Annotated in this window: 16 protein-coding genes; 10 read left to right on the forward strand and 6 right to left on the reverse strand. The window is 41.1% G+C overall.

Annotated elements, in window-relative coordinates; translation table 11 throughout:
• The first annotated feature begins 151 nt into the window (after positions 1 to 151).
• From acs to ACE1CI_RS19320, 7 genes are all read left to right on the forward strand, one after another.
• Complete coding sequence (gene acs, locus ACE1CI_RS19290) at positions 152 to 2,119, forward strand: acetate--CoA ligase (protein WP_413263136.1); 1,968 nt, start codon at positions 152 to 154, stop codon at positions 2,117 to 2,119.
• A 227-nt stretch (positions 2,120 to 2,346) separates the two neighbouring features.
• The gene (locus ACE1CI_RS19295; RefSeq protein ID WP_413263137.1) at positions 2,347 to 3,111 is read left to right on the forward strand and encodes a glutathione S-transferase family protein; all 765 of its coding nucleotides are present in this window, start codon (positions 2,347 to 2,349) and stop codon (positions 3,109 to 3,111) included.
• Entirely contained in the window at positions 3,104 to 4,069 is a 966-nt protein-coding gene (locus ACE1CI_RS19300; RefSeq protein ID WP_496615577.1) for a flagellar assembly protein H, read from the forward strand. The genes ACE1CI_RS19295 and ACE1CI_RS19300 overlap by 8 nt, the downstream gene beginning before the upstream one ends.
• A 27-nt stretch (positions 4,070 to 4,096) precedes the next feature.
• The gene (locus tag ACE1CI_RS19305; RefSeq protein ID WP_413263139.1) at positions 4,097 to 4,468 is read left to right on the forward strand and encodes a hypothetical protein; all 372 of its coding nucleotides are present in this window, start codon (positions 4,097 to 4,099) and stop codon (positions 4,466 to 4,468) included.
• A gap of 124 nt (positions 4,469 to 4,592) precedes the next feature.
• Entirely contained in the window at positions 4,593 to 5,885 is a 1,293-nt protein-coding gene (locus ACE1CI_RS19310; RefSeq protein ID WP_413263140.1) for a glycosyltransferase, read from the forward strand.
• Between the two features lie 3 nt (positions 5,886 to 5,888).
• Positions 5,889 to 6,971: a hypothetical protein gene (locus ACE1CI_RS19315; protein WP_413263141.1), complete on the forward strand. Its 1,083-nt coding sequence runs from the start codon at positions 5,889 to 5,891 to the stop codon at positions 6,969 to 6,971.
• Positions 6,972 to 7,207: 236 nt separating this feature from the next.
• On the forward strand, positions 7,208 to 8,245 hold the full coding sequence (locus ACE1CI_RS19320) for a DNA cytosine methyltransferase (RefSeq protein ID WP_413263142.1): 1,038 nt from the start codon (positions 7,208 to 7,210) through the stop codon (positions 8,243 to 8,245).
• Between the two features lie 12 nt (positions 8,246 to 8,257).
• Here ACE1CI_RS19320 and ACE1CI_RS19325 read toward each other — a convergent pair whose 3' ends face one another.
• The 6 genes from ACE1CI_RS19325 to crtR form a co-directional block, all read right to left on the reverse strand.
• Entirely contained in the window at positions 8,258 to 9,073 is an 816-nt protein-coding gene (locus ACE1CI_RS19325; RefSeq protein ID WP_496615578.1) for a tetratricopeptide repeat protein, read from the reverse strand.
• Positions 9,074 to 9,081: 8 nt separating this feature from the next.
• Positions 9,082 to 9,897, reverse strand: a complete 816-nt coding sequence (locus ACE1CI_RS19330; RefSeq protein ID WP_413263144.1) for a helix-turn-helix domain-containing protein — start codon at positions 9,895 to 9,897, stop codon at positions 9,082 to 9,084.
• A gap of 61 nt (positions 9,898 to 9,958) precedes the next feature.
• On the reverse strand, positions 9,959 to 10,807 hold the full coding sequence (locus ACE1CI_RS19335; protein WP_413263166.1) for a DUF4351 domain-containing protein: 849 nt from the start codon (positions 10,805 to 10,807) through the stop codon (positions 9,959 to 9,961).
• A gap of 132 nt (positions 10,808 to 10,939) precedes the next feature.
• Positions 10,940 to 12,889, reverse strand: coding sequence for an iron uptake porin (locus ACE1CI_RS19340; RefSeq protein ID WP_496615579.1), 1,950 nt, complete (start codon positions 12,887 to 12,889; stop codon positions 10,940 to 10,942).
• A 549-nt stretch (positions 12,890 to 13,438) separates the two neighbouring features.
• A complete protein-coding gene (locus ACE1CI_RS19345) occupies positions 13,439 to 16,213 on the reverse strand; it encodes a Vgb family protein (protein WP_413263146.1) in 2,775 nt (924 codons plus the stop codon).
• Between the two features lie 430 nt (positions 16,214 to 16,643).
• On the reverse strand, positions 16,644 to 17,549 hold the full coding sequence (gene crtR, locus ACE1CI_RS19350; protein WP_413263147.1) for a beta-carotene hydroxylase: 906 nt from the start codon (positions 17,547 to 17,549) through the stop codon (positions 16,644 to 16,646).
• A 265-nt stretch (positions 17,550 to 17,814) separates the two neighbouring features.
• On the opposite strand from crtR, the gene pyk reads away from it, so the two are divergent.
• The 3 genes from pyk (at position 17,815) to ACE1CI_RS19365 (ending at position 21,662) form a co-directional block, all read left to right on the forward strand.
• Positions 17,815 to 19,608: a pyruvate kinase gene (gene pyk / locus ACE1CI_RS19355; protein ID WP_496615580.1), complete on the forward strand. Its 1,794-nt coding sequence runs from the start codon at positions 17,815 to 17,817 to the stop codon at positions 19,606 to 19,608.
• 130 nt (positions 19,609 to 19,738) lie between these two features.
• The gene (gene rlmN / locus ACE1CI_RS19360) at positions 19,739 to 20,902 is read left to right on the forward strand and encodes a dual-specificity RNA methyltransferase RlmN (RefSeq protein ID WP_413263149.1); all 1,164 of its coding nucleotides are present in this window, start codon (positions 19,739 to 19,741) and stop codon (positions 20,900 to 20,902) included.
• A 196-nt stretch (positions 20,903 to 21,098) separates the two neighbouring features.
• Positions 21,099 to 21,662, forward strand: coding sequence for a sugar O-acetyltransferase (locus ACE1CI_RS19365; RefSeq protein ID WP_413263150.1), 564 nt, complete (start codon positions 21,099 to 21,101; stop codon positions 21,660 to 21,662).
• Positions 21,663 to 21,741 lie beyond the last annotated feature (79 nt).

The following is a 21,741-nucleotide window of genomic DNA, read 5'->3' on the forward strand; positions in this document are numbered from 1 at the left end:
CCTAAACGCTAATTGGTGTCAGTTTACCTATGTCACCGAGAAAAACTAAACATTCTTTTATATAAATTTGTCAAGAAACAAAGTATCTTGAAAAAGGTATTTTCAGCTACCAATCAATCTGGTGGCGAGTTTTAACATCTAGCGAAGAACTATGCCTCAATCAACGATCGAATCAATCCTACAAGAAAAACGTTTATTTCATCCTTCAGGCGAATTTTCCCAAAACGCTCATATTAAGAGTTTGGAGGAGTATCAGCAATTATACGATCGCGCCCAAGCCGATCCGCTAAAATTTTGGGCCCAGTTGGCAGAACAAGAGTTACACTGGTTCCAAAAGTGGGATCAAGTGTTAGACTGGCAACCACCTTTCGCTAAATGGTTTGTCAACGGGAAAATCAACATTTCCTACAATTGCTTAGATCGTCATTTAACCACTTGGCGCAAGAATAAAGCAGCATTAATCTGGGAAGGCGAACCGGGAGACTCGCGCACTTTGACTTATGCACAGTTACACCGGGAAGTTTGTCAATTCGCCAATGTGCTCAAACAGCTAGGCGTGCAAAAAGGCGATCGCGTCGGCATTTATATGCCCATGATACCGGAAGCAGCGATCGCCATGTTAGCTTGTGCCAGAATTGGTGCGGCGCATACCGTAGTATTTGGCGGGTTTAGTGCGGAGGCATTGCGCGATCGCTTAATCGACGGACAAGCTAAACTAGTAGTCACCGCAGATGGTGGTTGGCGCAAAGATGCGATCGTCCCCCTGAAAGACCAAGTAGACAAAGCATTAGCAGAAGGCGTACCCACAGTTCAAAATGTCCTAGTTGTCAAGCGTACCGGACAACAAATTCACATGGAACCAGAACGCGACCATTGGTGGCACGATCTACAAAAGGGAGTTTCCGCCGACTGTCCCGCCGAACCAATGGATAGCGAAGATTTGCTATTCATCCTTTACACTAGTGGCAGTACCGGAAAACCCAAAGGCGTAGTCCACACCACAGGCGGGTATAACCTTTACACCCATATCACAACCAAATGGATCTTTGACTTGCAAGACACCGATGTTTATTGGTGTACTGCTGATGTTGGTTGGATTACCGGACATAGTTATATAGTTTACGGCCCCCTGTCCAACGGTGCCACAACAGTCATGTATGAAGGTGCGCCTCGTACTTCTAATCCCGGTTGTTTTTGGGATGTAATTGAAAAGTATGGAGTCACCATTTTTTACACCGCACCAACAGCAATTCGAGCATTTATTAAGATGGGAGAACAACATCCAAAAGCGAGAAATCTCTCATCTTTAAGATTATTAGGAACTGTGGGAGAACCTATTAACCCCGAAGCTTGGATGTGGTATCACCGAGTAATTGGTGGTGAACGTTGTCCTATTGTAGATACTTGGTGGCAAACGGAAACAGGCGGAATTATGATTACCGCATTACCTGGTGCAATTCCTACAAAACCCGGTTCTGCAACTCGTCCTTTCCCCGGAATTATTGCTGATATTTTGGACTTAGATGGTAATGCCGTTGGAGATAATGAAGGCGGTTATCTTTCGGTAAAATATCCTTGGCCTGGAATGATGCGAACTGTGTATGGAGATCCCGATCGCTTCCGTAGAACTTATTGGGAACATATTCCGCCAAAAGATGGGAATTACATCTATTTTGCTGGCGATGGTGCTCGCAGAGATGAAGACGGTTACTATTGGGTAATGGGTCGGGTTGATGATGTAATTAACGTTGCCGGACACCGTTTAGGCACAATGGAAATTGAGTCAGCTTTGGTGTCTCACCCCGCAGTTGCCGAAGCAGCAGTTGTTGGTAAACCCGATGAATTAAAAGGTGAAGAAATCGTTGCTTTTGTAACTTTGGAAGGTAGTTTTACTGCTTCTGATGAACTGAGTAAGGAACTGAAAAAGCACGTTGTTGGTGAAATTGGTGCGATCGCACGTCCCGGAGAAATTCGCTTTACCGATGCCTTACCAAAAACTCGTTCTGGTAAAATTATGCGCCGCTTACTGCGAAATTTAGCCGCCGGACAAGAAGTTTCTGGTGATACTTCCACCTTAGAAGATCGCGGAGTTTTAGATAAATTGCGTGAAGGTGCGTAATTCGATTTGGGATTTTAGATTTTAGATTGTGGATTTATGATTCCGTCTAGAATCTAAAATCCTTTTGGCGTTATGATGTGATATCATGTCCGATCGATCAGCCACAATATCCTTAATCCAAAACCCTGATTTAGACGTTATATATCCTGTAGAGACGTTATATATAACGTCTCTACATAATGGGTAATCAACCGGACATGATATGATGCAGTTTTTCGGAGTGATTGATGAAATTTGTACCTCGGTTAATCACATTTCGACTCAGCCATTACTGCGAGAAAGTCCGATGGGCAATGGATCGGATAAATTTTTCCTACATTGAAGAGTGCCATTTACCTCTATTGCATAGGCTGAAAACAAATCCGCTTGGTGGAAGCAGCGTTCCTATTTTAGTGACTGAAACAGAAGTTTTTAAAGATTCAGCAGATATCTTCAAATATCTAGATACAGTAGCACCTTCTCATCTAAAACTGTATCCAGATTTGCCAGTGCTACGGCATGAAGTTGAAAAATTAGAAGCGCGATTTAATCGCAAACTCGGTGTTTTAATAAGACAGTGGGGATATTTTTATACAATTCCAAATCGAAGTTTGATCCAAAAACTTTGGTGTGAAGAAGTACCAGAGTGGGAGAAATTACTATTTCCGATTCTGTTTCCCGTGACTCGCCGTTTGGTGTATTCCAGTTATAACGTTAATCGTGAAAGTGCGATCGCTGCCTATCATAAAGTTCAAAAAATTTTTGCAGGCGTTAGCGATCGTCTTTCAGATGGGCGTAAATATTTAATGGGAGACTACTTTTCAGCAGCAGACTTAGCATTTGCCAGTTTATCAGCACCAGGATTATTGCCACCTGAGTATGGTGGAGTTTTACCTGAACTGAATCAACTTCCTGATGAGATGGTAGAACAGATTCAAACCTTGCGTGAAACAGTCGCAGGCAAATACGCTTTGCGTCTTTATCAAGAAAAGCGTTATAAAACCCATGACTAGATTTATTCACGATCAATTCGCCAAAGATTATCTAGAAGAATTATTAGCACCTTTTGGGGAAGTAAAAGCACCTCGTCGCGTACCCGGAGAAGTGCGGGAAATTGATGTTTGGTTTTCCCCGACTACCTATCCAGAAGTGTTAGGATTATTAGGCAAATTAGCGGCTAATCCTGCCATCTTTGAACCATTTCGTAATCCAGCCACTCCCACAGACATCTGTAATTGTCTGTTAAAATTATTCACATTACGCGGAGAGTTACAAAGAGAAGCTACCCGGAAAAAAGAACGTTTGCTAGAGGAAAGTTTACCTCGCCTGTGGATTCTCTCTCCCACGTCAGGTGACTCGATTCTCAATGGTTTTGGCGCTAAAATGGATGCAGAGAACTGGGAACAGGGAATCTATTTGTTACCTGAGTATCTCAGGACGGCAATTGTGGTAATTCATCAATTACCGAAAACCGAAACTACCCTTTGGCTGAGACTTTTAGGTAAAGGGAAAGTGCAAGAGTCAGCAATTGATGAAATACGACTACTACCAGTAAATCATCCTTTGCGATCGAACATTCTCACCTTACTAACAAATTTTCAAGCCAACTTACAAACCACAGAAACTTTAGAACCAGAAGAAGAGAGTTTAATTATGAAATTATCACCTTTGTACATTCAATGGGAACAAGACGCTTTAAAAAGAGGGGAAGAACAAGGAATACAGCAAGGTATACAGCAAGGAATACAACAAGGAATACAACAAGGAATACAACAAGGAATACAACAAGGGATACAACAAGGAAAGCGTTTGGCAATTGAGAGTATGCTAGAGGCTAAATTTGGCACAATTGATCCAGAGTTATCCCAAATAATTGAACCTTTGATTCAATTACCAACAAAAGAAGTAACTCAATTGATTATGCAATCTAATCGTGAAGAGTTATTACGTAGATTTCAAGCACCAAATTAAATCCAGCAATTACCAGTAAATCATCCGTTGCGATCGAACATTCTCACCTTACTAACCAATTTCCAAGCCAACTTACAAACCACAGAAACTTTAGACTCAGAAGAAGAGAGTTTAATTATGAAATTATCACCTTTGTACATTCAATGGGAACAAGACGCTTTAAAAAGAGGAGAAGAACAAGGCATACAACAAGGCATACAACAAGGGATACAACAAGGAATACAGCAAGGAAAGCGTCTGACGATTGAGAGTATGCTAGAAGTAAAATTTGACATAATTGATCCTGAGTTATCCCAAATTATTGAACCTTTGATTCAATTACCAACTAACGAAGTAACTCAATTGATTATGCAATCTAATCGTGAAGAGTTATTAAGTCGATTTCAGGCACCAAATTAAATCCAGCAATTACCAGTGAACCATTTATTGCGCGATCGTAGCCCTTTAATTTCTTTAGCTGCACAGTGATAAGAAAATAGGAGCAAATGGGTAAGCTAACTATATCTAGCTTCTCCATCGACTAATGAAACACCTAAATTGCGATCGCCATAACTGTTTATCAGTAGTCATCCCCGTTTATAACGAAGAGTCTACCTTGGAAGCGGTAGTTCGCAAGGTTTTGACTATCCCAAACCTATTGGAAATTGTAATCGTGGATGATGGTTCAACCGATCGAACTCCAGCAATCGGGTTTGAACTAACAGATACTTACCCACAAGTCCGTTTTATTAGAAATAATCGAAATGCGGGAAAAACGGAAGCTTTGAAACAAGGCTTTCTCCTTACTAAAGGTGATATTGTTATAGTTCAAGATGCCGATCTAGAATACGATCCGGCAGAAATACCCCAACTAATTCAACCAATTATTGATCACTATGCCGATGTAGTATATGGTTCTCGCTTTCTAGTTCGCAAAGCCGCCCGTGTCTTGTATTTCTATCATTATTTAGGTAATAAAGGTCTAACTTTTTTATCCAATTTATTTACTAACCTGAATATGACGGATGTGGAAACCTGCTACAAAGCTTTTCGGGGAGACATCATCCGAAATATGTTAATCACCTCGCGTGGGTTTGGATTTGAAATTGAAGTAACTGCCAAAGTAGCCAAACTAGCTAAAATGGGATGCGCGGTTTATGAGGTTCCTATTAGTTATTACGGTAGAACTTATGAGGAAGGTAAAAAGATTGGCTTAAAAGATGGTTTCGCAGCTTTATGGTATATCTTATACTTTAATATTTTCTGCGGTTTAGCTGCTTCTTTTAGTGAAATGCCAGAATCTGTTGCCAGCAAAATTAAACCAAAATACGCTCCAAAACGGAAAAAATTTATTTCTCGCGCCCTTCCTACATGGGAAAACTCAACACCAACTTCTCGTCGCAATAAACAGTTAGTAACAGTAATACAGCAGTTTATCGGCTATTTATTCTCCGGTGGTGCAGCAACGATCGTAGACGTAGCAATTTTTTCCTTCCTGACTCAATTAGGGTTGTGGTATATACTAGCCTTGTGTGTAAGTTGGGCTTCTGGTTTAAACATCAATTTCTGGTTAAGTCGCCGTTTCGTGTTTCAGGTATTTTGGAAAAATTCTCTGTATCAATACGCTATATTTGCGATCGTTGCCATCAACAGTTTACTAGCTAACTTAGGACTATTACAACTGTTAATTGGCGAACTTGGCTGGAACAGCACAACTGCCCGCTTGTTTAGTGCTGCCTGCGTATCTGTACTCAGTTTTACCGGGCATAAACTTTATACGTTTGCCGATCGCGAACTGGGTAGTAAAACCCATCTAAACCTCAAAATTAGGAATTAAAAAATGGCAATTTTATTAATAGCAGTATCGTTTTTAACCACTTTGATTGCTATTAAAATAAATAACCGTCAAACAGATTGCCTAAGAAGTGCATTTATCAAAACATCCGTTATTTACGGAGTAATTATTGCCGTAATAACTGAGTTGTTAAGTTTTAGTAGATCGCTGTCATTCAGTTATATTGTACTGTGGTGGACATCCCTAGCTGTAATCAATAGCCTGATTTTAACAGTAGTAATTTTTTATTCCAAACCATCAATAAATAGTATCAAAATTAAAAATCAGCTAGGGAACTATTTGAGGAATCAAAATAATCTTAACATAATTAGCATAGCTGGATTTATTGTAATTAGCAGTATAACTTTGCTAACAGCATTACTCGTACCGCCTTACAACTACGACTCGATGACTTATCATCTACCGCGAGTAATGCACTGGATTCAAAACCAAACTGTTGCCCATTTTCCAACTCATAATTTGCGGCAAATTTCTTTTGCGCCCGGAGCCAGTTATATCGTCACTCATCTGCAAATTTTATCAGGTGGCGATCGCTTTGCAAATTGCGTTCAGTGGTTCGCTTTTTTCGGAAGTGCGATCGGTACTTCTTTAATTGTTAAACACTTCGGATTAATTCCATTAGTTTCTAATTTGCTGAGAAATGTGGCATTAAATCTGCCCTTAGCTGAATTTTGGAAACTAGTAGAGAAGATTCATAAAGATATCTTGAAAATAGATGTAAATTCCCCCGAAACTAGCTTTAATGCGGGAAAGTCTTTTGATTTTAATTATTTGTGGTGGAGAATCACACTGCCTGACGATAACTATGTTGGCAATGCAGTTCATTTAATTCTCATATTTGTGGCAATGCTGACTTTCATGCTGTATTTACGCAAAAAAAGAGAACTGTCAGATGTTGTATTATTAGCGATCGCTAACAGCACCGGATTTCTATTATTCTGCTTGTTACTCAAATGGCAAGAATGGGGAAATCGCCTGCTACTTCCTTTTTTTATTCTTAGCAGCCCAGTTGTTGGTTATTTTATCAGTCGCTTTTTAAAATCCGGTAAACTAGGTGATTCCCTTTGATAAACTTGGAATTTTTTACATAAAGAATTAGCGCAGATATCACTTTAATTTATCTGCGTCTTATCATCTTTATGTTATAATCCTCTTTAAATAATACCAAAACTGGGTTAGTTACCCCTATGTCTTCTCCCTCTTTTCTCTGCGTTCTCTATGCCTCTGCGGTTCCATTATCAAGGAAGTAGTTAAGCCGGATTTGTATAACGATATAAAAATAGCATTATTTTAGGAATCAATTAATGAAATTTGTAGATTTATTCGCTGGAATTGGTGGGTTTAGATTGGGTTTTGAACAAGCAGGATTTAAATGTGTTTTCTCCTGCGATATTGATAAAAAATGCCAAGAAGTTTACCGGAATAATTTTGCAGAAAAGCCTTTTGATGATCTTACCAAAATAGAGTCAAATAATTTAGCAGATTTTGATGTTTTAGTCGCAGGTTTTCCTTGTCAACCTTTCAGTATTTGCGGTAAAAAGCAGGGATTTGAGGATACGAGAGGAACGTTATTTTTTGAAATTTGTAGAATTGTCGAAGCTAAACAACCGAAAGTCATTGTACTGGAAAATGTTAAGCATTTAATTCATCACGATCGCACCAACACCCTCAATGTTATTCTAGCTAGTCTGCGTAACTTGGGCTACAATGTAACCTATCAAATTCTCAATGCCAGAAATTTCGGCGTTCCCCAACATCGAGAAAGAATTATTATTATTGCCAGCAAAGGTAAAGAGTTTAGCTTTTCCCGATTAAGAAGACAATTTCCGCCTCGACTCAGAGATTTTTTAGATGAAACAGGTAATTTTGAAATTTTAGATAAATCAGAATATACTTTAATTGAGCATCCCAAGTTACAAGAATCAGGACTTTTGTTTGTTGGTTATCGCAACAAAAGTACTTGGAAAACTGGAGTTAGACCTAATACAGAACACTTATCAAGAGTACATCGACAACCTAATAGGATTTATTCGATCGATGGCGTTCATCCCACGCTTCCATCTCAAGAAACTTCAGGGAGATTTTTTATCTATATTCCTGAGCAAGATATAGTGAGAAAATTAACAATAGGGGAGTGTTACCGAATTATGGGATTTCCCGAAACTTTTAAAATTCATTCTAATTTAGGAGAAAGCTACAAGCAAATTGGCAATTCAGTTTGTGTTCCAATGGTAGAAGCGATCGCTAAATCCATCCTAAATCAAAACCTCCTATCAAATCAACCCAATGAACCACAAACAAAAACTCCAGAATATAAACAACTCGTACTTTTCAATTACTGAAACCGATCTAAACTAACCCTTAGAAGCAGAACGTAATCGTCGATAATTATTAACTACATTTTGCAAAAATTCACCGCTTCCGGGTAAATTGTTAATAATGCTAGCATCAGATGTCCCAAACCAAAATACAGCAGCAGCACGCCTAACAGCTTCTAATTCATTATTTTTGCTTTGGTAATATTCTTCATTCAGAAATACGCGCACAGCACATTCTATTATTGACCTTGCTAAAGCAGGATTGGCAGCGAATTGCTCTGGTAAAACAACTTTCTTTGTGCAAAGTCTAGACAAATCAGCAATGGTTTTCGGTGGCAGTTTCCAATCACTATATACAGTAAAATTTGGCTGTTTCAAGTTGACTATAGTTAGCCGTAATGCTTCAGTTAAAGCCTTTACCCATGTATCAGAAATTTGAATTGGTCTGTTAGAATACCACCGGGAATATCTTTCTAATTCTCTGACTACATTGGCTCGATTAGATCCACGCTGAGGGTCTATAGATATTATTTGATCCCAAATTGCGATCGCTTCTTCATACCTCCCCAAAATTTGTAAAGCAAAAGCTTTGTTGGCTAAAATATCAACTAAAATCGGGCTATTATTCGGAGTGTTAGCTAAAGCGCGATCGCAAGCTACTACAGCTTCTTGTGCTGCTGCTTGCTTTTCAGGAAAAGGAATTTCTGGCTGTATTGGTGTTTTACATTGCCTTTCTAAAGTATAAGAATTCCCTGGTTGTGCCAGTAATTTCTGACCAATTAACAGTTGATTCGGAATCACAACAACTGCCATAGTTAAACCAACTTTAATCACCTGCCAAACTTTTGCCATTTCTAACTCTATACCTGACTCAAAATATCGAGAAACTCTTGCACAACACGATCGGGTTCTTCATTGCATCTGCTACAGTTGCAATAATAGATGATGTGGATACCGTGAGTTTCAAAAAGGCGATCGCGTTCTTCTGTTTTTACTGCATCGGGATGTGATAATTCTAGAATACCCCATTTGCCTTCATGGAAAATTAGAAAGTTGGCTTCTTGATTTTGTCTACCTTCTGATGTTGTGAGGCGTGCTTTGGCATTAGGGAAGAAAAGGATATTAGCGCGATCGAGTGCTTCAGCTATCTTGATTTGTTCTTCGTAGTAGAAATGTAAATCATTCCAAACATAGATTTTTTCTGAATTATCGCCAGTTTGCTGGTTATCTTCTTCAGATTGGATGATTTCTTCTAGCGAGTTAGTGTTATTATTAGGTATAGTTGATTTGTGTGAGTCGCTTTGACAAGAATCTATACCTAGATTTGTAAATAGTTTTACACCTGTTAGATTCGCTCTACTTAATGTTTTTCCTGTCAGATTGACTTCTATTACCTTATGGCGGTGTAAATTAACTTGATTTCGTTGCAAGTATCGCTTAAAAACCGACTGTAAATTATTTTTTTTTACCTTTTCTTCAAAAGCATCTGAGAGTTGTTTCCAAAGTTTAGCAGCTACAGATTTTATATATTCATCATCATACTTAGAGAGTTGAGCAATTTCTTGATATGAACATCTGCCTGACCAACATTGTCTGAAGATTAACTCTTGCACGTCGTTTAAGCATTCGCCATCTAGGAGAGTTTCTGCGATCGCGAGAGCTTCATCAACAGTCATAGCTTAAATTTCCTTAAAATATGGCATGAACTTTTAAACAGATGATGCTATATAGTAGCAATTAAGGCTGACGTTGATTCAACCAATTTGCTAAATCTGTTGCTGAGGAAAAATCCAAAAGTGCCTCTCCTAAATCCTCTAATTCTTCTATAGATAAAGTCTGAATTTGCTCTTGCATTTCAGGAGCGATCGTACCAAAACGTCGAGTCAACTGGCGAGTAACAAACGACAGCGCCTCCCGTTGCCGTCCTTGTTGAAGACCTTCTTGGAGACCATCTTCGCGAATTTCTTGGTAAATTACAGACTCCCGCATAGTTTCCTTCCTAAATAATTGTCTAATTAAGTTTTTTTCAAACCTCAAACCTGCGAGGACTTGGGAACAAGCGAGTAGATCGGCTTGTTGATTTGGCTCTTCAATTGTAGCAATCCGATTAGCCACTTGCTCTAGCAAAGTTCGCGGTGAGTTAGTTTGAGATAATGTTGCCAATGGCAGTAAGCCAGGAACGGATAGCAGTAAAGCTGGGTCTTCTTCCCACAGGCGAATCACTCGGTAGCGGTGTAGGGTGTTGTCGTCCCTGTACTGGGAGACAAAAGCTTGTTCCGAGGCTGTTTGCTGCAAAAAGATTACTACTTGATTGATGGAACAGGAGTATTGCCGCTTCAGCCTGACATAATAATCAAGCATTCGGAACGGCATCGGCGGATCGGAGTAGGGTAGAGTTTCAAATTCCAGATGTAGAATTTGGTTATCGGCTTGCAAGAAAGCCAGAGAATCAGCGCGAATAGGTTCTTGAATTAGTTCAGTTTTGAGAACCTCAATGGTGGTAGGTCGATCGATCGGCAGCAACCATTGGACAAAGGCGGCTGGGAATTTTTCAGCAAGATACTTGCAAGTGTTGTCGTAAGCCAAGAAACTTTTGTTGAGAAATAGGTGTGAATAATTGTAATCGTATCGAAAATTCTCCTGTTGCATCCTATTTTGGATTTTAGATTTTAGATCGCTCATCGATCTAAAATCTAAAATCCTCAGTTTATTCAGAAATTAGAAAGTAAAAGTAGTCCGAACCACAGGTACAATAGTCGTGCGATTGTCGCTAAATCCTTCAGGATTGAAAATCACAAATACACCAGGAGTAACGCTGATATTATTTGTGGCTCGGAAATTGACGTATCCTTCTACCTGATAAGGTGTGGCATCTTCGGGCGATACTGCTCTACCACCAGTGGAAGTGCGGGATAGAGGTTGTCCAAATATTAAACCAGCTGAACCACCTTTAGTCAGCACATCCTTGACATGAAGACCAACCAACCAGCTGATAAAATTAGTTGAGGCGTTGACTCGCACCAAGTCGCTAAAGATGTAGGTGAATGAACCAGCCAGGGTGACGGAAGGAGTCAAGCGAAATGCCGCTGATGCACCAAAGGTATCCATCTTGATTGGTTGGTTAGCGATCGCCACCAAAGCCGAACCCCTAGCCCTATTGATCTCGGTCGCATTGGGGGCAAACAGAATCGCGCCAATATCCGCTGAAGCTAGTCCCGTCGCCAAAAGATTGATCTGGTGATAGCTGTGAGCATAGTTTAGACCAATATCGATCGCTTTGGTGGGCTTGATCGTCAGTTGAGTTGCCGCAACATAACTACCATTGAAAAGACCCGCCCCCAGAGGAGTACCTGGGAATCCTTCATTGCCGGGAAAGTTTGCTTGCACCGACCCATATAATGCTCGCAGGTCAAAGGCGTTTGAGATATTCCAGATGAATCCCGCCGCTGATGCCAGTCCAGTCTGGGAAGTGCCTCCCGATACCCGATGCGACGCTGGCAGATTGCTGAAGCGGGAAATAGACCCTTGACCTTCTCCGGCAAAAGGTAGAATCGACGGGAAAGCATCCGATACTTCTGCCTTTGTTCCCGCAAACAATGTCAGCTTGCTGGCGACGGGGAAAATGTAGAGGAGTTTGTAGAGATTAACACTGTTGTTTCCACCCGTGACTGACAGATCTTGAGGATTGACGGTAGGAAACTGCGCTTCATAAGCCAATCGCACATTACTAGAATTGCCGAAAAGCACATCTCCGTAGCCTAAAGTTCCCGCCAGACTACCCCCAGTGTTAAAACCTGGAATTGCCGCACTCGGCCCACCGCCAAAATTGTAAGCTTGCAGTCCGGTAATCAACAAGTCTTTGCCAGTAAAACTGGTTAGTAGGTTGAGGCGGACGCGATCGTTTAACACAACCTCTGGATCTCTGCCCGGTCTAGGAATTGTGCCATTTACCGGATTAGTATTGTTGATAAAATTCGCATTGCCCCCACGATAAGCACCATAAGCCGTAGATAAGCTAAAAATCGCTTCTCCACTTAACTTAGTTGTAGTGGAAAACTGTTGCTTTTCTATGGTTGTGGTACGCGCTTCCAAAGCATCAACTCGACCTCGGAGTGTTGCTAGTTCAGCAGCAAATTGTTCCTGCAACCTTCGGATTTGTTCTAAGTCTCCTTGATTGACTGCATTAGGCATTGCCGCCAATAATTCATTAATTCGGTTTAAACAGGAATTTAACCCCGCAGCAAACTCATAACGAGTCATGGCGCGATTGCCGCGAAAGGTTCTGTCAGGATAACCTTCTATACAACCATAACGTTCCACTAAAGACTGTAATGCCTGAAATGCCCAGTCTGTGGGTTGAACATCTCTTAGTTGGGAAACAGATGTAACTTGGCCCAGTGACTCGTTATTAGATCCAGCACTCTCAAGCTGATCTATTGATGTAGTCTCTGGGTTTTCCTGAGAATTTGAGTCTATTGTGGGAGGCAAAGATTGGGTTTGGACAAAACCTGGTTTTAAATGCTCTTCTGGCAAATTAATATCCGTCAGTGTCTTTTGCGTCAACTGATTTTCCGGGTTAGTTGAAACCGCAAGAGATTTGAGTGGAAAAACACTAAGTAAAAGGATGGGAAAGGCAATTTTGCTGACGATCTGTAAATAGTAATTCACCGTAACTCCTCACACACACATATCAATTGTCAGGATTTATCCTGATGCTTTTGCTGATTATACGCGCTCGGCTGGTCAAAACATCAAGATGCTATAACTTATTATTTATAAAAGTAACTGATGATACAACGGTAATTAAGCTTATATAGATTTTTCTCTCCATTCATTTATATTATGTGTGGCTGATTAAACATTATTTAGAGAAGCTATATATAAGGCTCCGACAAGGTTTTGAGTTAAAGATACTATGACCCATTAAGCTTCAGATAATATGAAGCGTCACCCTGTCATCCCTCTGTAGATAGAGGTGCGATCGTTAGTTTAATTCATATTCCTTAAAGGTGCAAAAATCTGATTTATCCGGCAAGTTACAGTAGAGGTAATTCATGAATTACCTCTACTGTAACTTCGACCATCTTTAACCTAAATTTGTTTCTTTAACCCCTTATCAACAGCGGCGGTTGAATTAGATAATAGATAATTTTAGCTGAAATTTTTCCAATGTACGTTGTTGCGCTTGGGCGCCCAAGCGCAACAACGTACTTAGAATTAGAATTGCGATCGCACTACCAAACTACTCCGATTATAAGGCAATCGTTCCGTTGGTAAAACATCCAATTGAATCGTTGCATCTGCCAATACCGGATTTTCTCCTAACACTAAGCTAGTCAAATTCCGGTTAACAATTTCCCAGAATTGATTTTCATCTGGGTAATTTCGCAACACCTCATCTACCCGCTTGTAAATCGGTACAAAGTCAACATATTCTGCATCAGTTATCCCTTGCTTATAGGTATAATTCACATCAAGATTCAACGTATTCAAACCTTGATGTACGATCGGATATTCAGGAATCTTAAAGTTCCATTTTTCCTCTAGCAAACCTTGACGATTTCGCGTCACAATACTAGAGCGATCGTAAGGTAAAGCTATTGATGGCAGTACATTCCAGTTAATAGTTAAAGCGTCAATCGCCTGATTTTCCGTCAAAAGTTTTTGCGTCAGATTCTTATTGAGAATTTCCCAAAAATCCGTTTCATTCGGGTAATTCTTCAAATACTGATCTATTCCCTGATAAATTGGTACAAAATCCGGGTATTCATTATTTTTGATTCCCTTTTTGTAGACGTAATCAACATCAATATTTAAATTATTCAAACCTTGATGTTGAATTGGGTAGTTTTGGAATTTAAACGACCATTCCTCGCGTAAATCTCCTGTAGTGGTGGGGATATAAGAAAGAATTGCGATCGGACGATTCAAGTTAGGATTTGGCGGTACAAAAGTATTGCTATTTGGATTATTTGGTGCCGTAATTTTTGCTCCCGTTGCTGGGTTAAATCCTAAAATTGCCCCGATATTATTCGCACCTTGCTGGTAGTTAAAACCTACAGTATAAAGATTGCCATCTTCAGCAAAACTTAACCCACCTGTGAAGTTATTAGTTGTATTTGTTCCAGTATAATTTGTCGAAATTACACCCGCTAACTGCCCTGTTTGTACATTATATTTGCGGATATCGTTGGCAAAATCACTAACGTAAAGCAGACCATCATCAGGGCCAAAAGCTAATCCTAAAAGACTGACAAAACCATTGCCATTAGGTGCAGCTTCAGGAGAAGCAAATACAGTCGATTTACCTGTTTTAACATCATAACGTAATACCTGACTAGGTAAGCCAGCACTGAAATCTGGTTCACCATTTTTCGCTACACTTCCTTCGGTAGTAACGTAGAGATAACCATCAGGGCTAAAAATCATTCCATTCGGACCATTTAATCCCCCAGCTTGTTGATTTCCGGTGGCAAAAACATCAATAAATTGCCCAGTTGTGCCGTCATAACGTAAAATTTGGTCGGTTAAGAAACTGCTAACATAAAGTTTACCATCGGGGCCGAATACTGAACCATAAGGACGCAGCAAACCACCAGTTTCGTCAATGTTGGGAGTGTTGGGATTATCGCTTACAAAGCGATCGATAAACGCCCCAGTTCTTCCATCAAAACGCAAAATTCCTGAAGCACCTTGTTCTGTAGAAGTTGCAGGTTTATCACCACTGGAAACGTAAATGTCACTGATGCCATCATTATTACCATCAGGCCCTACAATAATGTTATCGGGTGAGAATAATCCTCCGCTACCAGCAGTAATAAATTCACCCAAAAAGCTACCCGTCTTGGCATCAAATCTGACTACGTTGTTACCTCTGGTATTTCCTATCAAAAACGTTTCTGGCACATTTAATAACTGTGGTTGAGTTCGGGTAACAGTACTGCTTCTCGTATATGGTAGATTGTTAGTTGGCAGCACTTCCAAATTGACTTTAAAATCTGCGAATTCGGGATTTTCCGAGAGAATTTGCTGAGTGAGGTTTTTATTCAAAATTTCCCAGAAATCCGTTTCGTTGGGATAATTAATTAGGAAGTTATTGATGCGGTTATAAATTGGCTGAAAATCAGGATATTGGCTATTGCTTATTCCTGGTTTATAGGTATAACTAACATCGAGGTTTAAAGTGTTTAATCCTTGGTGTTCAATCGTATATTGCGGAATTTGGAAATCCCATTTTTCCTCTAACTTTCCTTGTCTGTCACGGGTAACTATGCTGGAACGTTGGTAAGGTAATGAAACACTGGGTAAAACATCAATATCAACAGTCACAGACTGCATTGATGGATTTTCATCCAGCAGTTTTTGGGTGAGGTTTTTGTTGATGATTTCCCAAAAATCGGTTTCGTTGGGGTAGTTAACTAAAAAGCGATCGACACTTTTATAAATTGGCACAAAATCCGGGTACTCTGAATAAGTAATGCCGTCCATATAGGTATATTCAACATTGATATTTAGGTTATTAATCCCTTGGTGTTCAATTGTATAATTCGGTAAGGAAAAAGCCCACTTTTCCGGCTCAGGTTTGTTGAAAATAGTAGCGAGAGAACGACCTTCTTCGATCCCATTTTCGATAAAATGTTCAAATGCTGTAATATCACCTTTTTGTACAGCCGCCGCTACATCGGGGTTTTGTTGTAAATAAAGCAGGGTATTAAATGCAGAATTAGGATTGCGTATTTCAAATTGACCGTGTAAGATAAAGTGATCAAAAGCCGTAGTTGTCTTATTCTGAACAGCTAGGGCTACATCAGAATAGGTTTGTAAATAATATTCACTATCAAAGAAAGAACTGGGACTGCGATTTTCTAATTTTCCCATTCCGTTAAAGTGAGACAAGCCACTGCTAATAACGCCATTACTCAAAGCAACAGAAAGGTCTAAGTTGTTATCTAGATAGTAAGTTTCATCATACAATTGATTGGCAGTGAGCATATTATATTCTCCTGGTCTAAGTTATTTAAGGAAGAATTATACACCGTAATATTAAGTTCGTTGTGACGACTTTAGTCGTTCATTCCTAAATAAAAGCACTGAAGTGCTTACAACGAACCTAGCTACTAGTGCGAAAAAAAAGTTCGTTGTGACGACTTTAGTCGTTCATTCCTCAATAAGTAGGTGCAAATAAATAAAGTGATAATAGTTATAGGAGGATGGGGCGGGCAGGATGCCCACCCCACAAGAGTTACATCTTTCTTGTGGGGTGGGCATCCTGCCCGCCTTGCTTTTTACTTTATTTACATCTACCTACTTAAAAGCACTGAAGTGCTTACAACGAACCTCGCAAAAAAAGAAGCAAGGGATGAAACTTGCTTCTGGTGAGTTATTAAATTTCAATCAATTATGATATGTTCAGTAAATTTTGCTAAGCTTCTTCCAACTGCTGGGGAGACTTCTTTTTACCGTGAAAGCGAATTCCTAAAAAGATGTCGTAGACAAAACTCCAAAAATCTTTGCCTTGGAACAATCCTAAAGTTTGATAACAGCCTTTTTCATCTAAAAGCGGTTGAGTGGCGCGATAAGCTGTTTGGTAATGATACCAGGGAATTGAAGGCCACAAATGATGAATCAGATGATAGTTTTGACCTAAAATCAGGATGTTCAAAATTGGGCTTGGATAGACTCTAGCATTTTTCCAGCGATCGCGCTCCTGAAACGGACGATGGGGGAGATAATCAAAAAACAACCCTAACGCCAAACCTACTACCAAAGCTGGAGAAAACCAGAAATTCAAAACATAGCCCAAAATTCCGTGTTGGCAAGCAAAATAGACGATTGTGGCGACAAACAATCGACTGAAAAACCATTCCCACAACTCATATTTGCGCCATAAACGCCGCTTGAAAAAGTAAACTTCGTGATAGAAAAACCTCGCCGCAATTAACCATAATGGCCCACCAGTAGACACAAAATGGTCAGGGTCATTATCCGGGTCATTCACATGAGCGTGATGTTGAATATGTACCCGCGTAAAAACTGGAAAAGCAAAACCCAACATCAGGGCGCTACCATGCCCTAACATAGCATTGATGACGCGATCGCGATGGGCGGCATTGTGAGAAGCATCATGAATCACAGTCCCGACCATGTGCAAAGCAATCACGTTAATTAAAAAACAGCACCAATCAGGCCATTCCCAGCACCAATACCCGCAAGTGGAAAGTATTACCATTCCGACTGCGACACAAAACATCAGCAGCGTAGGATTAAAATCGCCGGGAGGTTGCAACAACTCCTTTGGTACTGTCAGCGGTTTCTGTGCCTCCGACATCAGTATCTTTACTCCTGTTAACATCCATCGCGTAGTATACGATACTGACACTCAAACAATAAAGTTTTGTTGCTTGCGGATTACGGTACAGTGAAGAGTTGTGAGTAGTGAAGTGTTAAATTAAGAGATTACCTTTAACTTAAAACTCTTCAAGGGCGGGTTTGGTGAATGACTTATCTGTTTGAGCATAAAAATAATATACTAAACCCGCCCCTACAAACTTATAACTTCCCCAGCCCCCTTCTACCCTTGTGGATAGGTCAAAATGCCATCTGAAAAATACCTAAGAAGAACAAAAATCGTTGCCACCATTGGCCCTGCTACCCGCACTCCCGAAGTTTTGCGTGCTTTAATTGAAGCTGGTGCCACTACCTTAAGGCTCAACTTTTCTCACGGTACCCACGAAGAACACCAACGGAATATTCGCCTAATTCGGCAAACTTCCTTTGAGCTTAATCAGCCAGTGGCGATACTGCAAGACTTACAAGGCCCGAAAATTAGGCTAGGGCAATTTGAACAAGGGTCTGTAGTAGTGAAAAAGGGCGATCGCTTTACTTTAACCAATCGTCAAGTTTTAGGCACTGAAGAAATTAGTTCCGTTACCTACGATCGACTAGCCGAAGAAGTCCCCGAAGGCGCTACCATCCTCCTAGACGACGGCAAAGTAGAGATGGTTGTGGAAAAAGTCGATCGCATCACCCAAGAATTACATTGTATCGTCGTAGTTGGCGGAGTCCTTTCCAACAGCAAAGGCGTAAACTTTCCCGGAGTCTACCTTTCCATCAAAGCCCTCACCGACAAAGACCGTAAAGACTTAATGTTCGGGTTAGATCAAGGTGTAGACTGGGTAGCATTAAGCTTCGTGCGAAATCCCCAAGACGTATTGGAAATCAAAGAATTGATTTTCAGCGCTGGAAAACAAGTGCCAGTGATCGCGAAGATAGAAAAGCATGAAGCGATCGAACAAATGGAAGCCATCCTCCCCCTATGTGATGGCGTAATGATTGCCAGAGGCGACTTAGGCGTAGAACTACCCGCAGAAGATGTACCCATCTTACAAAAGCGATTAATCGTTCTAGCCAACCGTTTAGGGATACCCATCATCACCGCTACCCAAATGCTAGATAGCATGGTTGGTAGCCCCCGTCCCACTCGCGCCGAAATTTCCGACGTAGCCAATGCTATCCTCGATGGAACCGATGCTGTGATGCTTTCCAACGAAACTGCCGTTGGTAAATATCCCGTCGAAGCAGTAGCGACAATGGCACGCATCGCCGTCAGAATAGAACAAGAACAAGCGCAACAACCAACCGTCGCCACCATTGCCAACTCCAGTCCTTCCATTCCCAACGCCATTAGCCAAGCAGTCGGACACATAGCCGAACAGCTAGACGCTACGGCAATCATGAGTTTGACTAAATCCGGCGCAACAGCCAGAAACGTCTCCAAATTCCGCCCAAAAACCCCAATTTTGGCAGTTACACCCCACGTCGATGTTGCCCGACAACTACAACTAGTTTGGGGCGTTAAACCCCTGTTGGTTTTAGATTTACCTTCCACCAGTCAAACCTTCCAAGCTGCCATCAATGTGGCAAGGGAGAATCATCTAGTCAACGAAGGCGACTTAGTAGTAATGACAGCTGGAACCCTGCAAGGCGTGTCCGGTTCTACAGATTTGATTAAAGTGGAAGTAGTAACAGCAGTACTCGGCAAAGGTACCGCCTTGGGTACTGGTTCAGTCAGTGGTAGGGCGAGAGTAGCCGCTAGCTATGCAGATATCTCTAACTTTAATCCCGGAGAAATTTTAGTCGCCTCCCGTACCAATGCAGAATACGTCGATGCCATTCGCAAAACCGCAGGGATCATCACTGAAGACGAAAGTCTCACCAGTCACGCCGCCGTCATCGGTTTGCGTTTGGGTATCCCGGTAATAGTCGGTGTGAAAAATGCCACTGGTTGCATCCGCGATGGGGCAATTTTAACTCTGGATATGCAGCGAGGATTGATTTATTCTGGTGCGATCGGTGTAACTCAGGCGGAAACCGTTGTTACTGTTTAGTCATTGGTCATTGGTTATTGGTAGTTGGTCGTTGGTAATTTGAAAATATCGAACTAATGACAAATGACCAATAACCAATGACAAATGACTTTAGCTAGGCTAGAGGTTTGGGGTTGTATTGGCAAAAATTATGGTGCAAAGTAAATTAACTAAGCGAACAGAAGTCGGAAGAAAGGCAGAAGGCAGAGGGCAGAAGGCAGAAGGGAAAGAAGAAGAAAGGGTAAAGGAAAAATTTAATTCCCCCCATCTCCCCACCTCCCCATCTCCTCTAACCGAACCCACCTCCCCTGCCCTCCTGGGTGCAACTGTAGCAGAATTAACTGATTGGGTGCAGCAGCAAGGGCAACCAGCTTATCGGGGAAAACAGCTGCATCAATGGATATATGAAAAAGGCGCAAGAAGTCTGGGGGAAATCACAGTTTTTCCGAAACAATGGCGTGATGATTTGGCGGATATTTCTATTGGTAGGTCAACTGTTCATTATCGTTCTGTTGCCCCAGATGAAACAGTAAAATATTTGCTGCGTTTAGCCGATAATCAAATTGTAGAAACAGTCGGCATTCCCACAGAAAAACGCCTGACTGTTTGCGTTTCTTCCCAAGTTGGTTGTCCGATGGCGTGCGATTTTTGCGCCACTGGTAAGGGCGGTTTTAAACGTAACCTTGCCAAACATGAAATTATTGACCAAGTTTTGACAGTTCAAGAAGATTTTCAAAGGCGCGTCAGCAACATTGTATTTATGGGCATGGGCGAACCTTTAATCAATCTAGAAAATGTCGTAGGGGCAATCAAATCGCTCAATGAAGATGTGGGTATTGGACAGCGAAATATTACTGTTTCTACTGTCGGTATTCCGGGAAAAATTCGCCAATTAGCCCAACATCATTTACAAGTGACTTTGGCAGTGAGTTTGCACGCTTCTAACCAAAATTTGCGGGAGAAATTGATTCCTACTGCCAAGAATTACACTTTAGAAAATTTGCTCGATGAATGTCGAGAATATGTGCAAATTACTGGGCGAAGAGTGACTTTTGAATATATCCTGTTGGCAGGGGTGAATGATTTACCGGAACAGGCGGAAGAGTTAGCAAAACATTTGCGCGGTTTCCAAAGTCATGTGAATTTAATTCCTTATAATCCAATTCAGGAAGCAGATTATCAACGCCCAAATGCAAAGCGAATTCAAGCTTTTATGAATGTTCTCCAAAATAGACATATCGCCGTCAGCGTGCGCTATTCTAGAGGTTTGGAAGCTGATGCCGCTTGTGGACAATTAAGGGCAAGTAAGGTATGAAAGGGATTAGGGACTGGGGACTGGGGACTAGGGACTGGGAAAGTTTTGAGTTTGTAGGGGCGGGTTTAGCAGATAAATTTGTGTTCACAGCAGAAGATTTAACAACAAAACCCGCCCGTACAGAGTTTTCTTGCCCCCCTGCCCCCCTGCCCCTCTGCCCCTCTGCCCCTCTGCCCCCCTGCCCCCCTGCCTAATCATGGAACAGCCGAAAAGAGAAAGAGAAAAAATGCTTGCGGGTGAGTTGTATGTTGCTGCTGATGCAGAGTTACAAGCTTTGCATTTAGAGGCTTGTCGGCTGACTCGTTTGTATAATAATACGGGGGAGGAGGAGAGGGATTTGCGATCGCAACTCCTCCACCAACTATTCGCCAAAGTCGGAAAAAATCCCCAAATCGTTCCCAATTTCTATTGCGACTATGGTTGTCATATTTATGTCGGTGACAACTTTTACATGAATTATGGTTGTGTAATTTTAGATTGCAATACAGTGCATATTGGCGATAATGTTTTGTGTGCGCCTTATGTGCAAATTTACACCGCTTATCATCCAGTAGATCCTAATATTCGCCTTACAGGAAAGGAACTCGCTGCACCAATAACAATCGGTAATAATGTTTGGATTGGTGGAGGGGCAATTATTTGTCCGGGTGTGGCGATCGGCGATAATACTACTATTGGTGCCGGAAGCGTGGTAACAAAAAATATTCCTGAAAATGTGGTAGCTGCGGGAAATCCTTGTCGGGTAATTCGAGAGTTATGATTTTTTGAACTCGGTTGATTTAGTACATTTATACTGCTATGATGCAGCCAAAAAGTATTGAAGTGCGATCGCGTAACCC

The organism is Floridaenema flaviceps BLCC-F50 (assembly GCF_041929275.2).
In the GTDB taxonomy this organism is placed as follows: Bacteria; Cyanobacteriota; Cyanobacteriia; order Cyanobacteriales; family Aerosakkonemataceae; genus Floridanema; species Floridanema flaviceps.

Coding starts and splice junctions, on each gene's coding strand:
- acs (WP_413263136.1), top strand. CDS start 152: ATGCCTCAATCAACGATCGAATCAATCCTACAAGAAAAACGTTTATTT.
- ACE1CI_RS19295 (WP_413263137.1), top strand. CDS start 2,347: ATGAAATTTGTACCTCGGTTAATCACATTTCGACTCAGCCATTACTGC.
- ACE1CI_RS19300 (WP_496615577.1), top strand. CDS start 3,104: ATGACTAGATTTATTCACGATCAATTCGCCAAAGATTATCTAGAAGAA.
- ACE1CI_RS19310 (WP_413263140.1), top strand. CDS start 4,593: ATGAAACACCTAAATTGCGATCGCCATAACTGTTTATCAGTAGTCATC.
- ACE1CI_RS19315 (WP_413263141.1), top strand. CDS start 5,889: ATGGCAATTTTATTAATAGCAGTATCGTTTTTAACCACTTTGATTGCT.
- ACE1CI_RS19320 (WP_413263142.1), top strand. CDS start 7,208: ATGAAATTTGTAGATTTATTCGCTGGAATTGGTGGGTTTAGATTGGGT.
- ACE1CI_RS19325 (WP_496615578.1), bottom strand. CDS start 9,073: ATGGCAAAAGTTTGGCAGGTGATTAAAGTTGGTTTAACTATGGCAGTT.
- ACE1CI_RS19330 (WP_413263144.1), bottom strand. CDS start 9,897: ATGACTGTTGATGAAGCTCTCGCGATCGCAGAAACTCTCCTAGATGGC.
- ACE1CI_RS19345 (WP_413263146.1), bottom strand. CDS start 16,213: ATGCTCACTGCCAATCAATTGTATGATGAAACTTACTATCTAGATAAC.
- crtR (WP_413263147.1), bottom strand. CDS start 17,549: ATGTCGGAGGCACAGAAACCGCTGACAGTACCAAAGGAGTTGTTGCAA.
- pyk (WP_496615580.1), top strand. CDS start 17,815: ATGCCATCTGAAAAATACCTAAGAAGAACAAAAATCGTTGCCACCATT.
- rlmN (WP_413263149.1), top strand. CDS start 19,739: ATGGTGCAAAGTAAATTAACTAAGCGAACAGAAGTCGGAAGAAAGGCA.
- ACE1CI_RS19365 (WP_413263150.1), top strand. CDS start 21,099: ATGGAACAGCCGAAAAGAGAAAGAGAAAAAATGCTTGCGGGTGAGTTG.